Annotated in this window: 13 protein-coding genes and 1 pseudogene; 12 read left to right on the forward strand and 2 right to left on the reverse strand. The window is 48.3% G+C overall.

Features of this window, described 5'->3' with window-relative positions:
• Positions 1 to 15: 15 nt before the first annotated feature.
• Positions 16 to 897, reverse strand: coding sequence for an Hsp33 family molecular chaperone HslO (gene hslO, locus AR383_RS14655; RefSeq protein WP_055733805.1), 882 nt, complete (start codon positions 895 to 897; stop codon positions 16 to 18).
• Between the two features lie 11 nt (positions 898 to 908).
• Positions 909 to 1,304 carry a ribosome-associated heat shock protein Hsp15 gene (hslR, locus tag AR383_RS14660; protein ID WP_055733806.1) on the reverse strand — a complete coding sequence of 132 codons (396 nt, stop codon included), beginning with the start codon at positions 1,302 to 1,304 and terminating at the stop codon, positions 909 to 911.
• Positions 1,305 to 1,606: 302 nt separating this feature from the next.
• Between hslR and gspC the strand changes: the two genes are divergently transcribed.
• From gspC to AR383_RS14720, 12 genes and pseudogenes are all read left to right on the forward strand, one after another.
• On the forward strand, positions 1,607 to 2,437 hold the full coding sequence (gene gspC, locus AR383_RS14665; RefSeq protein WP_055733807.1) for a type II secretion system protein GspC: 831 nt from the start codon (positions 1,607 to 1,609) through the stop codon (positions 2,435 to 2,437).
• Between the two features lie 18 nt (positions 2,438 to 2,455).
• The gene (gene gspD / locus AR383_RS14670; RefSeq protein WP_055733808.1) at positions 2,456 to 4,531 is read left to right on the forward strand and encodes a type II secretion system secretin GspD; all 2,076 of its coding nucleotides are present in this window, start codon (positions 2,456 to 2,458) and stop codon (positions 4,529 to 4,531) included.
• Positions 4,531 to 6,069, forward strand: a complete 1,539-nt coding sequence (gene gspE, locus AR383_RS14675) for a type II secretion system ATPase GspE (RefSeq protein ID WP_373869478.1) — start codon at positions 4,531 to 4,533, stop codon at positions 6,067 to 6,069. Before gspD ends, gspE begins: the two co-directional genes overlap by 1 nt.
• 8 nt (positions 6,070 to 6,077) lie before the next feature.
• Positions 6,078 to 7,295, forward strand: coding sequence for a type II secretion system inner membrane protein GspF (gene gspF / locus AR383_RS14680; RefSeq protein WP_055733809.1), 1,218 nt, complete (start codon positions 6,078 to 6,080; stop codon positions 7,293 to 7,295).
• 28 nt (positions 7,296 to 7,323) lie between these two features.
• Positions 7,324 to 7,764, forward strand: a complete 441-nt coding sequence (gene gspG / locus AR383_RS14685) for a type II secretion system major pseudopilin GspG (protein WP_229711210.1) — start codon at positions 7,324 to 7,326, stop codon at positions 7,762 to 7,764.
• A gap of 10 nt (positions 7,765 to 7,774) precedes the next feature.
• Entirely contained in the window at positions 7,775 to 8,356 is a 582-nt protein-coding gene (gene gspH, locus AR383_RS14690; protein WP_188407484.1) for a type II secretion system minor pseudopilin GspH, read from the forward strand.
• On the forward strand, positions 8,353 to 8,715 hold the full coding sequence (gene gspI / locus AR383_RS14695) for a type II secretion system minor pseudopilin GspI (RefSeq protein ID WP_055733811.1): 363 nt from the start codon (positions 8,353 to 8,355) through the stop codon (positions 8,713 to 8,715). Before gspH ends, gspI begins: the two co-directional genes overlap by 4 nt.
• Positions 8,715 to 9,551 (forward strand): type II secretion system minor pseudopilin GspJ, encoded by an 837-nt coding sequence (gspJ, locus tag AR383_RS14700; RefSeq protein ID WP_055733812.1) that lies wholly within the window; start codon positions 8,715 to 8,717, stop codon positions 9,549 to 9,551. The genes gspI and gspJ overlap by 1 nt, the downstream gene beginning before the upstream one ends.
• Positions 9,552 to 9,596: 45 nt before the next feature.
• A pseudogene (gene gspK, locus AR383_RS14705) lies at positions 9,597 to 10,439 on the forward strand (type II secretion system minor pseudopilin GspK); the annotation flags it as partial.
• The gene (gene gspL / locus AR383_RS14710) at positions 10,436 to 11,638 is read left to right on the forward strand and encodes a type II secretion system protein GspL (protein ID WP_055733814.1); all 1,203 of its coding nucleotides are present in this window, start codon (positions 10,436 to 10,438) and stop codon (positions 11,636 to 11,638) included. The pseudogene gspK and the gene gspL, both read left to right, overlap by 4 nt.
• Complete coding sequence (gene gspM / locus AR383_RS14715) at positions 11,635 to 12,105, forward strand: type II secretion system protein GspM (RefSeq protein WP_055733815.1); 471 nt, start codon at positions 11,635 to 11,637, stop codon at positions 12,103 to 12,105. The genes gspL and gspM overlap by 4 nt, the downstream gene beginning before the upstream one ends.
• A complete protein-coding gene (locus AR383_RS14720) occupies positions 12,102 to 12,857 on the forward strand; it encodes a type II secretion system protein N (protein WP_055733816.1) in 756 nt (251 codons plus the stop codon). Before gspM ends, AR383_RS14720 begins: the two co-directional genes overlap by 4 nt.
• Positions 12,858 to 12,870 lie beyond the last annotated feature (13 nt).

Here is a 12,870-nt window from a genome sequence, read left to right on the forward strand (position 1 = left end):
TTTCCTTTAGTCAGTTTAATGAATTTTGGCAGGGTTTGTCGATAAATTGCGCGTGAAAATGTTTTCAATGTCGTTTTCTGTAAATTGATAATCATGTCCACAGTAGTCGCAATGCATTGATATATGGCCACGTTCATGGCAAATCTCTAACAATTCTTTACGGTCAATATTCTGTAATGCAGTTTCACAGCGTTCTTTAGAACAACTGCACTTAAAGCTCACTTGTTGTGGTTCATACAGCCTCACTTTGTGCTCATGATATAAACGGAACAGCAATTGTTCTGCGTCGAGTTCAAAGCTTTCTTGGGCGGTAGTGGTCTCACTTAGCGTTGCTATTAATTCAAAGCTTTCGTCATCTGATTCTGTTTGTGCGGGTAAGGCTTGAAGGAATAAGCCACTGGCGTAGGCTTTACCTTCAAGCATGCCTGTGTATAACCACAGGCGAGTATTAAGCTGTTCCGATTGTTGGAAATAGCTTTCAATACTGGCGGCAACGCCCTTGGGATCGATATTAACGATGCCTTGATAACGCTCACCTTGAGTAGGAGTAATGGTTATCACGATATGCCCCGTGCCCACTAGCTCGCTAAAGCTGGCACCATCTTTAATGTCGCCTTCATAACGTGCAGTGGCACGCATAGCTTGTTGGTCGGTACCGCTTACCGCGATCACAGCCAAAGGCCCATCGCCTTGTAATTGAACAGTAATATCACCTTCAAACTTAAGAGTAGCGGTAAGCAAACAGGTTGCTGCTAGCATTTCCCCAATTAAGCTTTTTACTGGCGTAGGGTAGTTTTTTTGTTCGATGATTTCTTGGTAACTTTGCTGAAGTTGCACAAGTTCACCGCGAAGATTGTATTCTTCGAAGATATAACGATTAAGAATATCTTGCTTCATATTAGGCCTGACTATTGTTGTTTAAACTGAATAATTTGCCGACGCTGTTTTTTATCGGGTCGACGTTGTGGGCTGGTTGATTCTGCCATCAGCTTGCGCTGAAGTGCATATTGTTCACGCTTGTGTAGGCTTTGCTCTGTCTCTTGATATAGCTGTTGGGCCTGTGGTGCAGGCCCTCGTTTGTCGCTGAGTTGAGCTACCACCACTTCTATTTGCTGATTTCCTTGCCATAAACTAATGGTAGCGCCGAGTTCGACTTGGCGGCTGGGCTTACAGCGCTGTTGGTTGTAATGCACCTTTCCTCCCATCACCATGTCACGGGCTAAGCCGCGGGTTTTATAAAACCGTGCTGCCCACAGCCACTTGTCGATGCGTGGCGCTTGCTTGTTAGAGTCTTGAGAATTCATGCTAAGTCTTAGCTGGGTTATGAGTTAACTGTTAAATTATATCAGTTTTAGAGCGGGCCGCTACGCTTGGGAAGCGTGTGTCAGGTTGCAGAAAAATGTAAATTTTGGAAGAAAACGCAATTTTTACACTTTCAGCTCTTGTTCTGTGCCTAACTCTCTTTAGAATGAATAACCTTTGGTTTCCGACGAGTTGCCATAGTTTTTTCATAAGGAAACCCGATAATCGGGGCTCAATGATAGATGTATTATAGCGAATAAATGGACATTAAATCTTTTCTACTCAACTCGTGCGGGTTCTTCCCTTGCAGAAAAGTAGCCTTTGGCTGTCTTTGTTGTTGCTTGGGCTTGCTGCTTATCAGCTCGCGTCGATCACTTGGTTACTGGTGCCCGAAGATAAACCTTCTTTTCGTTGGACACCGGAACCCGTGCAGGTTTCAAGTATAGTCACAAAAATCGACTTGAGTAGTTTAAACAAGCTACATTTGTTTGGAGAGTTCCAAGCCAAGAAGGCCGTCAAGACGCCAGAGAAAGTTGTCTCTGCAAACAACGCTCCCAAAACCAGTTTAAAACTCACTCTGTCTGGTTTGGTGGCCAGTAGCGATCAGTCAAAAGCCTTGGCCATTATTGAGCATCGTGGCAAGCAGCAAACCTATGGTATTGATGAGTCGATAGAAGGCACTCAAGCTGTCATAAAAGAAATTCAAGCTGAGCGTATCATCATCTTACACAAGGGTAATTATGAGAGCGTATTGCTTGACCCCGACAGCAAGCAGGCTAGCAACAATAGTAATCTTAGAACTCAGAGCCCAGCTGCTCAGCCCGAAGCGCCAATAGATGTGGCAGAGGTGCTCAAAGACCCGTCTAAGTTAACCGACTATATCCGCGTTTCGCCAGTTCGAGAAGATGGCGAACTAGTAGGGTATCGAGTTAATCCCGGCAAAGATGCCGCCTTATTTAAACAAGTGGGCTTAGAAGCTAATGATTTAGCAGTAGCCCTGAATGGATATGATTTGCGTGATAACGCGCAAGCCATGCAAGTGATGCAAGAATTGCCCGAGTTGAGCGATGTTACTGTAACCGTTGAGCGTGATGGACAATTGCAGGACGTGTTGTTTAGCCTGCCTGAAGAATAGTACCGGAGATTTATTTACATGAAGTTGCAAGCATTACGCTTAGTTCGTCGAAGCCTGATTGGTCTTATAGGGCTAGGTCTTTGTACTGTTGTTAGTGCTACCGAGTTTTCGGCGAATTTTAAAGGCGCAGACATCAGCGAATTTATTACTACGGTAGGGCGAAATCTCAATAAAACCATGATTGTTGACCCTGCGGTGCGTGGCAAAGTAAACGTTCGTAGTTACGATTTATTGAATGAAGAGCAGTACTATCAGTTTTTCCTCAGTGTGTTAGATGTTTATGGCTTCGCGGTAATTGATATGCCCAATGGCGTCACCAAGGTGGTGCGTGCTAAGGATGCTAAAGCCGGGGCGATTCCGGTGGTAGATAGTGATGCACAAGCCTTGGGTGATGAAATGGTCACTCGAGTGGTGCCTGTGCTCAATGTATCGGTGCGTGAGTTAGCCCCGTTATTACGCCAGTTAAATGATAATGCTGGTGGTGGCAATGTGGTGCACTACGATCCTTCCAACGTGATTATGCTTACCGGCCGAGCGGCGGTAGTGAATCGCCTAGTGGAAATTATTCGCCGAGTGGATAAAGCCGGTGACCAAGAAGTTGATATTGTGCGGCTGAAGTTTGCCTCTGCCGGTGAGTTAGTCAGAATCATCGAATCACTAACTAACGCTGGTGCCGCCAAGACTGGGGCCGCGAGTTCCTTGGTGCCTAAAGTGGTTGCCGACGAGCGCACTAATAGCGTGATTGTTTCTGGGGAACCAAGCGCTCGCGAACGCATTGCTCGTTTGGTTGCTAAATTAGATAGTGAATTAGAAACCTACGGTAATACTCGAGTATTTTATTTGAAGTATGCAAAAGCTGAAGATCTAGTGAGTGTGCTAAAAGGGGTCAGTGAAACCGTCGCTGCCGAAGCGGCTGGAGGCAGTAAGAAGTCTGGCGGAGCTTCGTCGCGTGGTAACTTCTCGATTGAGGCTCACGAAGATACCAATGCCCTAGTGATTACCGCCCAGCCGGATGCGATGCGTACCCTTGAAGGGGTAATTAGCCAATTAGATATTCGTCGCGCTCAAGTTAACGTGGAAGCCATTATCGTGGAAGTGGCCGAGGGTGACGGGGTCAGCCTTGGGGTGCAATGGGCCACTGCCGCTGGTGGTACCCAGTTTAATGACGTGGGAGTCTCCATCAGTGAGATTGGCGCCGGCATTTACGATGCTCAGCCAACCGACGGCTCTACCGTGTGTACTGGTGAAACGTGTACCATTAACCCTGAAACTCCGGGAGATATCTCCGGCTTGGCCAGCGCTCTGGCGAAAATTTCGGGAGCAGCCTTTGGCTTCTATGGCGCCGATTGGGGCGCCTTGATTCAAGCCGCCGCCAACGATTCACGCTCCAACCTATTGGCAACACCGTCTATCACTACCTTAGATAACAAAGAAGCCTTCTTCACCGTGGGTGAAGAGGTGCCGGTACTAACCGGTTCGGCCTCGGGTAGCAATAACGACAACCCCTTTACTACGGTAGACCGTAAAGAAGTGGGGATTAAGCTAAAAGTGACGCCACAAATCAACGAAGGTGATGCAGTGCAGCTCACCATTGAGCAGGAAGTGTCTAAGGTGCAAGGCCAAACCTCGGTAGACGTAGTTTTTGCCAAACGCCAATTGCAGACCACCGTGCTAGTAGACAGCGGCGATACTATTATTCTTGGTGGTTTATTGGATGATCAAATTGAAGAGAGTGAATCTAAAGTCCCTCTATTAGGTGATATTCCAGTATTAGGTCATTTATTCCGCTCTAGCAGCTCACGCAAAACCAAGCGTAACCTGATGATCTTTATTCGCCCAACTATTATTCGCGACTCGGTGACCATGCAAAGCGTGAGCTCGCGTAAGTACAGCCAAATTCGCGCCCAACAATTGTTGCGTGAAGAGCTAGGCGTGAACTTGATGCCTGAAACTAAAGTGCCGCTGTTGCCAGAGTTTAATGCTTTAGAAGATGTCTCACCGGAAGTGCAAGAGTACCTTGATTACTTGAAGGAGAAGAAGGCTAAAGAAAAACAGCAGGCGGATGAATCAGAGCAAGCAGTGAGTGCGGAATAATGGATCTAGAGGCTGAACTAAGCGTATTGGAAGATGAAAAGGCGCTAAGCTCTGATACGCCGCACCTCGAGGGCGTAGAAGGCTGGCAACTGCCTTACATGTTTGCCAAACACTATGGAGTGATGCTGGAGAAACAGCAAGGCGCTTGGGTGGTTTACCATAACTCAAAACTTGAGTTAGCAGCCTTATTGGAAATTCGTCGTATTCTGCAGCAAGAGTTTAGCTGCCAAGCACTATCTGATGAGGAGTTTGAACAGCACCTCACTGAGGCCTATCAGCGCGACTCTTCGCAAGCTCGTCAGTTAATGGAAGACATTGGCAATGACATGGACTTCTACACCTTGGCCGAAGAACTGCCAGAAAATGAAGACTTGTTAGAGAGTGAAGATGACGCGCCGATTATTAAGTTGATTAACGCCATGCTAGGTGAGGCGATCAAAGAAGGCGCCAGTGATATTCATATCGAAACCTTTGAAGCGGCCTTAGTGATTCGTTTTCGTATCGACGGGGTATTACGGGAAATTCTTCGCCCTCATCGCAAGTTGGCGGCTTTGTTAGTATCGCGGATTAAAGTGATGGCACGCCTCGACATCGCCGAAAAACGGGTGCCCCAAGATGGTCGAATTTCCTTACGGATTGCGGGGCGCGCGGTGGACGTGCGGGTATCTACCATGCCATCGAGTCATGGTGAGCGAGTGGTATTGCGTTTATTGGATAAGAATAATGCGCGTCTGAATCTCGCCAACCTAGGTTTAATGGAGCAGCATCGTGACGTGATTAGCGAATTGTTGAAGAAACCTCACGGGATTATTTTGGTGACCGGCCCCACCGGTTCCGGTAAAAGTACCACCTTGTATGCAGGTTTGAGCGAGATTAACAGTAAGGATCGCAACATTCTTACCGTGGAAGACCCGATTGAATATAACATCGAAGGTATTGGTCAAACCCAGGTGAACACCAAGGTAGATATGACTTTCGCGCGTGGCCTGCGGGCGATTTTGCGTCAAGATCCCGATGTGGTGATGATTGGTGAGATCCGAGACTTAGAAACAGCGCAAATCGCGGTGCAAGCCAGTTTAACCGGCCACTTAGTATTATCTACCCTGCATACCAATACCGCGATTGGCTCGGTCACTCGTTTGCGTGATATGGGGGTAGAGCCCTTCTTGTTATCATCAAGTTTGCTGGCGGTATTGGCTCAGCGTTTGGTACGAACCTTGTGCACCGAGTGCCGAGAACCACACCTAGTCAGTGAGCGTGAGCATCAGCTTTTGGGCATTGCCAAAGATGCTACTGTTTACCGTCCGGTAGGGTGTGAGCACTGCAATCACACCGGCTATCGCGGTCGTACCGGTATTCATGAATTGTTACCGATTAATGATCAGGTACGAGACATGATCCATGCTGGCAGTAGTGAGCAAGAGATTGAGCACGCGGTTCGCCCATTTTGTCCCAGTATTCGCCAAGACGGCGTTGATAAGGTCCTACAGGGTATCACTAGTCTAGAAGAAGTATTGCGAGTGACTCGCGAAGGATAGTTAGCGGTATGCCGGCATTTGAATATCAAGCCTTTAATAAAAAAGGGAAAAAGTCGAACGGAGTTCACGAAGCGGATACTGCGCGTCAAGTGCGGTCTTATTTACGTGAGCAAGGGCTTACCCCGCTTAAAATTGAGCAGGTAGCCGAACGCGCCAAACAAACGGGCTCGGGTTTGCGTTTTAAAAGTAAAGTGAGCACTACCGATCTTGCCTTATTAACTCGCCAATTGGCTACACTGGTGGCCGCCGCTATGCCAATTGAAGAATCACTGAAGGCGGTGGCGCAGCAATCTGAAAAGCCCAAATTAAAAAGCATTATTTTAGGGGTGCGCTCAAAAGTCGTTGAAGGTTATAGCCTCGCCGATAGCATGAAAGATTTCCCCGAAGTGTTTGAAAAACTCTACTGCGCGATGGTGGCAGCGGGAGAAAAGTCGGGCCATCTCGACAAGGTTCTAGAGCGCCTAGCCGACTATACCGAGCAGCGCCAAGCGATGCGCATGAAAACCATGCAGGCCTTAATCTATCCAGCGGTATTAACCTTTGTCTGTTTGGCGGTGATCGCCATCTTGCTGGTATCGGTAGTACCCAAGGTGGTGGCTCAATTTGAACACATGGGTCAAGAATTACCTGGGGCGACGCAGTTCTTGATTGCGCTGAGTGAACTGGTTAGTCACTACGGTTTATTTTTTCTTATTACCGTGATGTTAGCGTTGGTGGTTTGGCAACGGCTATTGCAAAAAGACAATATTCGGATGCAGTGGCACCAGCGTATCCTCAGTTTGCCGGTACTAGGCAAGGTGAGTAAGGGCTTAAACACCGCCCGTTTCGCCCGTACTCTGAGCATTTTAAATGCCAGTGCGGTGCCGCTGTTAGAAGGCATGGGCATCGCGGGCGAGGTCTTAACCAATGATTATGCGCGGGCCCAAGTGCTCGACGCGGCTTCTAAGGTGAGAGAAGGGGGCAGTTTGCATTCGTCGTTGGAGGCAACCCAGTTGTTTCCCCCGATGATGCTACACATGATTGCAAGTGGTGAACGCTCTGGCGAGCTAGAGAGCATGTTGGAACGGGCCGCGGATAATCAGGACCGTCAATTTGAGACTCAAGTAAACATAGCATTAGGGATATTCGAGCCAGCCTTGATCGTGACCATGGCTGGGGTCGTGCTATTTATTGTAATGGCAATTCTATTGCCGATTTTGGAACTTAATAACATGGTTGGGCTTTAGGTCTTACCGGTATTTTGGAGTAAGTAAAATGCAAAAATCGATGCACTCTCAAGCAACTAGCCGAGGTTTCACCTTGCTAGAAGTGATGGTGGTGATTGTTATTTTAGGGATCCTCGCGGGATTGGTGGTACCTAACCTACTAGGAAACAAAGAAAAAGCCGATATTCAAAAAGCCAAAACCGATATTGTGGCCTTGGAAAACGCTTTAGATATGTATCGTTTGGACAACTCTCGTTACCCTACCACCGAACAAGGCTTAGAGGCTTTGGTGACTAAGCCAACTTCCAGCCCAGAGCCACGTAACTACCCTGAAGATGGTTATTTGCGTCGCCTGCAAAAAGACCCATGGGGTAACGATTACATCCTCATTAGCCCCGGAGAAAAAGGCCGTATTGATATTTTCAGTGCCGGCCTAGATGGTGAAGAAGGCACCGCCGATGATATCGGTAACTGGAACCTAGACCAGTAAGTTGACTAGCTTGCCACCTGTCTTACGTTCGCGCCAGCAAGGTTTTACCTTGCTGGAAGTGATCTTGGTATTGCTGTTGATGTCGATTGGCATTTACTCGGTAGTGATGTCGGTGAGTGGCAGCAGTGAGCAGAAAATTGTAGAGCAACAAGCCAAGCGCTTAGCGGCTTTAGTGCAATATGCCCAAGAGCGAGCACTGTTAACTGGCTACGATTACGGCCTGTTTAGTGATGCCGAGAGTTACCAGTTTGTGCGTATGGAAAAACAGCGCTGGGTGGCACTAAATAATCGCATCTTTCAGCAGCAAAACTTTGAATTTCCCTATTATCTAGAATTGACATTGGAAGATGCCGAACTTGAAGAACAGGGCTTTGGCAGTGGTCGTTTGGGTTTTACCGAAGGTGATTTGTTTGAAAAAGACTTCATCACCGATGAACCTGAGCAGACGATAGTACCGCAGGTACTGGTGCTGAGTAGTGGAGAAGTGACGCCGTTTAAACTGAGTTTCGTTTATGAAAATAGCCAGTATTTTTGGCAGGTAGCCAGCGATGACCTTGGTCAGTTAACGATAAGCAGAGAAACGCTTGAATGAATAAGCAACGCGGCATGACCTTGCTAGAAGTGATGGTAGCCTTGGCGGTACTAGCCATTGCTGGCACCGCGGTGATGAAAAGCGCTTCGGAGAACCTGCGCAGTTTAAATTATATTCAAGAAAAGTCGTTTGCGTTGTGGGTGGCCGATAACCAAATGGCCGAATTGCTGCTTAGCAATACCTGGCCGGGTACTGCTAGTCGCAAGGGGACGGCTGAATTTGGCGAGCATGAATGGCATTGGCGCTCTCAAGGCATTGCCACTGCCGATCCTAATTTTGTTGCGGTCACCATTACCGTGTATCGCGATGAACAAGAAAAGTCGGCCTTGGCCGAAGTTACCAGTTATGTGAGCCGCTAATGAAACAGCGCGGTTTTACTTTACTCGAAATGCTGGTGGCGATTGTTATTTTCGCCTTGTTGACCATGGCGGCTTACCAAGTGCTGCAAGGGGTGATGCGCAGCGATGAAGTATCACAACAGCATGGAGAAAAGCTGCGTCAGTTACAACGCGCCATGTTCATTATGCAGCGCGACTTTAGCCAAATGGCGGCGCGTTCGGTGCGTGATGAAACCGGTGAGCAGCGCCCTTTATTGCGCGCCGAAAAGTATTACCTAGAAAGTGATGACATGGGTTTGGAAATGCTGGTATCGGGCTGGCGTAATCCGCAAGCGGTATTACGGCGCTCACAGTTACAGCGGGTCGCCTACTTAGTCAAAGACGAACAATTGATTAAGCGTTTTTACCGTTATCCTGATGCCGTAGTGGGTTATCAGCCACGCGATATGGTGTTATTAGACGGGGTAGAAGAGCTTAGTTTTAGGTTTCATGGTACCCGAGGTTGGAGCGACCAAGTGTCAGACACTAACCAGCTACCTCGCGGTGTAGAAGTCACTTTGCTACAACGTGATTTCGGTAAACTACGGCGGGTGTTTTTAACCCCGCAAGGTAGTCGAGCTGCGGTGGCCGGTCAGGCACAAGAAGATGTTAACCGCAATACTAACCAAGAAGGTAGCCGCAACGGTAACAGTTCTGGAAGTGGCAATAACTCGGGAAGCAGTAACAGCTCTGGTAGTCAGCCTAATCCGGGGGCAATTAATGCGCGCGGGTTGTTCTTTGCACAAGCAAACAGGCGTTGCGTTATTAACGATGATGCTGATCTTGGCGGTAATGGTGGTAGTGGCGGCTCAGTTTAGCCAGCGTTTGCAGCTAGATTTAGCGCGCGCCAACAACTTGCAACAGTCGATGCGTGGCAATTGGTTACTCATGGGGCCGAAGCCTTTGCCATGAAGGTGATCAAGCAAGATCTTGAAGATGATGACCGGGTACATCTTGGCCAGTATTGGGCTACCGAAGGCATGGTGTTTCCGGTGGAAGACTCGTTGATTAAAGGGCGCATTATCGATATGCAAGCCTGCTTTAATTTGAATGCTTTAGGTCAGCCTAATCGTCGCGATGGCCAACCACCCAAAGTGGTGGATCAGTTTATTGGTTTGCTGGTGGCTTTAGGGGTGGATGCCTATAGTGCAGAGCAAATTACCGATGCCACTCGAGACTGGATTGATGCCGACACTATTCCTCAGCCGCAAGGTGCTGAAGACAGTGTTTACGAGAGCTTAAATCCGCCTTATTTACCGGCCAACATGCCGATGGTGGACCGTAGTGAATTTCGCGCGGTGTATGGGGTTAGCGCCGCAATTTACCGGCGCGTCGAGCCTTTTATCTGTGCCTTGCCGGAGTCTAATTTGGCGGTAAATGTGAATACCATCGCGCTAGACCAGCCGCAGCTATTGGAAGCCTTGTTTTATCCGGATCTGGATAACACTGGGGCGCAGCAGGTCTTGAATGACCGTCCTGATGAAGGGTATCGTGTGTTAGATGAGATGATGACGCATCCGGCCTTGTCGGGTATTCCTCTGACACAAACCGGGTTAAAGCAGACTTTAGCGTTGCGCTCAAATTATTTTAAAGCGCAGCTGTTAGTAGAAAATGAACAAGGACAAGCACAAATGAGCAGCGTGTTTAAGCGCAGCGGAACTTCTGACTTACAAGTCATTCGACGCTCTTATGGAGACCAACCGTGAACGAACAACTTATCATTCGGCTTCCGAGTAGCGCCAAGGGAAGCGTGAATTGGCTGGTCTGGTCAGACAGTGAGCAGGAAGTTATCGCCACCGGCGAATTGGCCAGTACCGCCGAGTTGGGCTTGTTACAGGAAAAGGCTGAACAACGTAGAGTGATCACTTTGTTGCCTGCCAGTGATGTTGCCCAACATCGTGTCAGTTTACCCCGTTCGGCGCAGCGCTCATGGCAACAGGTGGCGCCGTTCATGCTCGAAGAGCAACTGGCCCAAGACCCCGATGAGCTACACATTGTATTGTTAGGCAAAGATAAAGAGGCGGTTGAACTTGCCTGTATTAGCCATAAGCAGATGGCAAGCTGGCAGGATATGCTGGAAACCGCGGGTATTAATAGTCGTTATTGGACTATTGATAGTCTTTGTTTGCCGCAAGCTGAAGCGGGTTGTGCTTCGGCAATTCAGCTTAATCAGCAATGGTTATTACGTTTTGCCGATGGCAAGGTAATGAACATTGATCAGCCATGGTTGGCCACTGCCTTAGCGCTGTTGGAGCAAGATTATCCTGAATTGGTGATTCAGCATTATAGTCCGGCACCAGATATTCACTTAGAGCACATACAATGGCAAGAAGCCTCACCTGAGCTGGCCATGAAACTGCTCAGCGATGGTCTTAAAAAATCACCGCTTAACTTATTACAAGGCCGCTACGCACCGAGTAATCCCTTAGCAAAAATTTGGCAACAGTGGCGTAAGGTGGCCGTGGCGGCTGGTATTTGTTTTGCTCTAGCGCTAGCTCAGCAAGTCATTGAAACGCATAAAACAGAGCAGCAAATTGCCGAGGTGAAAGATAATATCCGCGAAGTTTATAAGCAGGTGTTCCCGCAGGTGAGCCGAGTTAGAGATAGCAGTATTCGCCGTGACTTTCGACGTGCTTTAGCCGAACTCGACGCGGCGCCTCAACAAGACTTTGTCACAATGATGGTGCATTTGGCGGGAGCCTTTGAGCAGGAGCGTGATTTTGCGCCCTTGAGCTTGCGCTACGACCACCAGAAAGGGGAAATTCGCTTACAGGCTCAGGCCAAAAGTTATCAAAGTTTTGAAAAGTTTAGGCAAGCGGTTCAGCCCTATGTCACCGAGCAGGGCACCTTAAGCAATAAAGAGGGAGCTGTAGTGGGCACCTTGGTAATAAGGAAGGCATCATGAAGCAGTGGTGGCAAAGTTTAAATAAAAGAGAACAAAACTTAGTGAGCGTTGCGGCCTTGTTGGTGGCCATTGGAATACTTTACTGGGGTTTATGGTTACCGCTCAGCAATGCCAATCAGCAAGCCCAGCTGCGCCTGTTAAATCAGCAACAAACCCTGCAGTGGGCGCAGCAGCAAGGCTCGTTACTGATCGCCAGTGGCGGTAATGTGTCGGTGGATAGCCAAGTGAATGTGAGTCAAGCTGTTAGCAGTAGTGCTCGTCAGCAACGCATCACCATTAGTCGTATTCAACCGCAAGGTGAAGAAGTCGAGCTGTGGATAGAAAGCGTACCCTTCAACCAGCTAATGGCATGGTTAAAAATGCTTAGCCAGCGCTATGGCATTATCGTGCAACACGTGGATTTAAGTGAAGGTAAACAAGCAGGCATCGTGGGTGTGCGCCGTTTACGTTTAGGTAAAGCAGAATGAAGAAGTATATTGGTTTAGCGCTGCTGTTTATCACGGTTTATTTAGTTAGCTTGGTAGCGACAACGCCCTTATCGGTGGTATTAAACTGGGTAAACTTGCCCAGAGGCTTTAGCCTAGAGCAGCCTAGTGGAACAATTTGGCAAGGCCGAGTCGCCACGCTGAATACACCGCAACTGCAGTTGAATCAACTGAGCTGGGATTTTCAAGCCAGTGCCTTGTTGTTTGGCCGCGTAGAAGCCGAAGTCGAATTGTCTAGCGGTGGAGAGCTTTGGGGTAAAGGTTTGGCCGGCTTAAGTTTTTCTGGTTGGTATTTAAAAGATTGGCAAGTGGATGCACCAGCCTCATGGTTAACTAAGCAGTATCCCTTACCGGTACCAGCGGTGGTAGAAGGTGATTTTCAGTTACAATTAGAGCAGCTAAACCAAGGTGCGCCTTGGTGTCAGCAGCTTCAAGGGCAGTTAAGCTGGTTAGCTCCGGTATTACAAACCCCGCTTGGCGTATTACGTTTAGAAGACGTTAAGGGCCAATTGAGCTGTCAAGATGGTGAGCCGGCGCTGGAACTAAAACATAGCGATCAGCAATTGGCTTTAGAGTTGCTGGCCTCGGTCAATCAATCGACTTGGAGCGCCGAAGGCAAGATTAAAGCCGCGGCAGATATGCCGAAAGCTATCAGCGATAATTTGAAATATATTGGTCGCCCAGACCCTCAGGGCTTTTATCGTTTCAAAGAGCAGGGGCGCCTGCCTCGTTAATAGAGAAGCCAGC

This window comes from Agarivorans gilvus, from assembly GCF_001420915.1.
Classification (GTDB): domain Bacteria; phylum Pseudomonadota; class Gammaproteobacteria; order Enterobacterales; family Celerinatantimonadaceae; genus Agarivorans; species Agarivorans gilvus.

Bases quoted from the DNA above. Each gene is read 5' to 3' on its own strand.
- hslO (WP_055733805.1), bottom strand. From the start codon at position 897: ATGAAGCAAGATATTCTTAATCGTTATATCTTCGAAGAATACAATCTT.
- hslR (WP_055733806.1), bottom strand. From the start codon at position 1,304: ATGAATTCTCAAGACTCTAACAAGCAAGCGCCACGCATCGACAAGTGG.
- gspD (WP_055733808.1), top strand. From the start codon at position 2,456: ATGAAGTTGCAAGCATTACGCTTAGTTCGTCGAAGCCTGATTGGTCTT.
- gspE (WP_373869478.1), top strand. From the start codon at position 4,531: ATGGATCTAGAGGCTGAACTAAGCGTATTGGAAGATGAAAAGGCGCTA.
- gspF (WP_055733809.1), top strand. From the start codon at position 6,078: ATGCCGGCATTTGAATATCAAGCCTTTAATAAAAAAGGGAAAAAGTCG.
- gspG (WP_229711210.1), top strand. From the start codon at position 7,324: ATGCAAAAATCGATGCACTCTCAAGCAACTAGCCGAGGTTTCACCTTG.
- gspI (WP_055733811.1), top strand. From the start codon at position 8,353: ATGAATAAGCAACGCGGCATGACCTTGCTAGAAGTGATGGTAGCCTTG.
- gspJ (WP_055733812.1), top strand. From the start codon at position 8,715: ATGAAACAGCGCGGTTTTACTTTACTCGAAATGCTGGTGGCGATTGTT.
- gspM (WP_055733815.1), top strand. From the start codon at position 11,635: ATGAAGCAGTGGTGGCAAAGTTTAAATAAAAGAGAACAAAACTTAGTG.
- AR383_RS14720 (WP_055733816.1), top strand. From the start codon at position 12,102: ATGAAGAAGTATATTGGTTTAGCGCTGCTGTTTATCACGGTTTATTTA.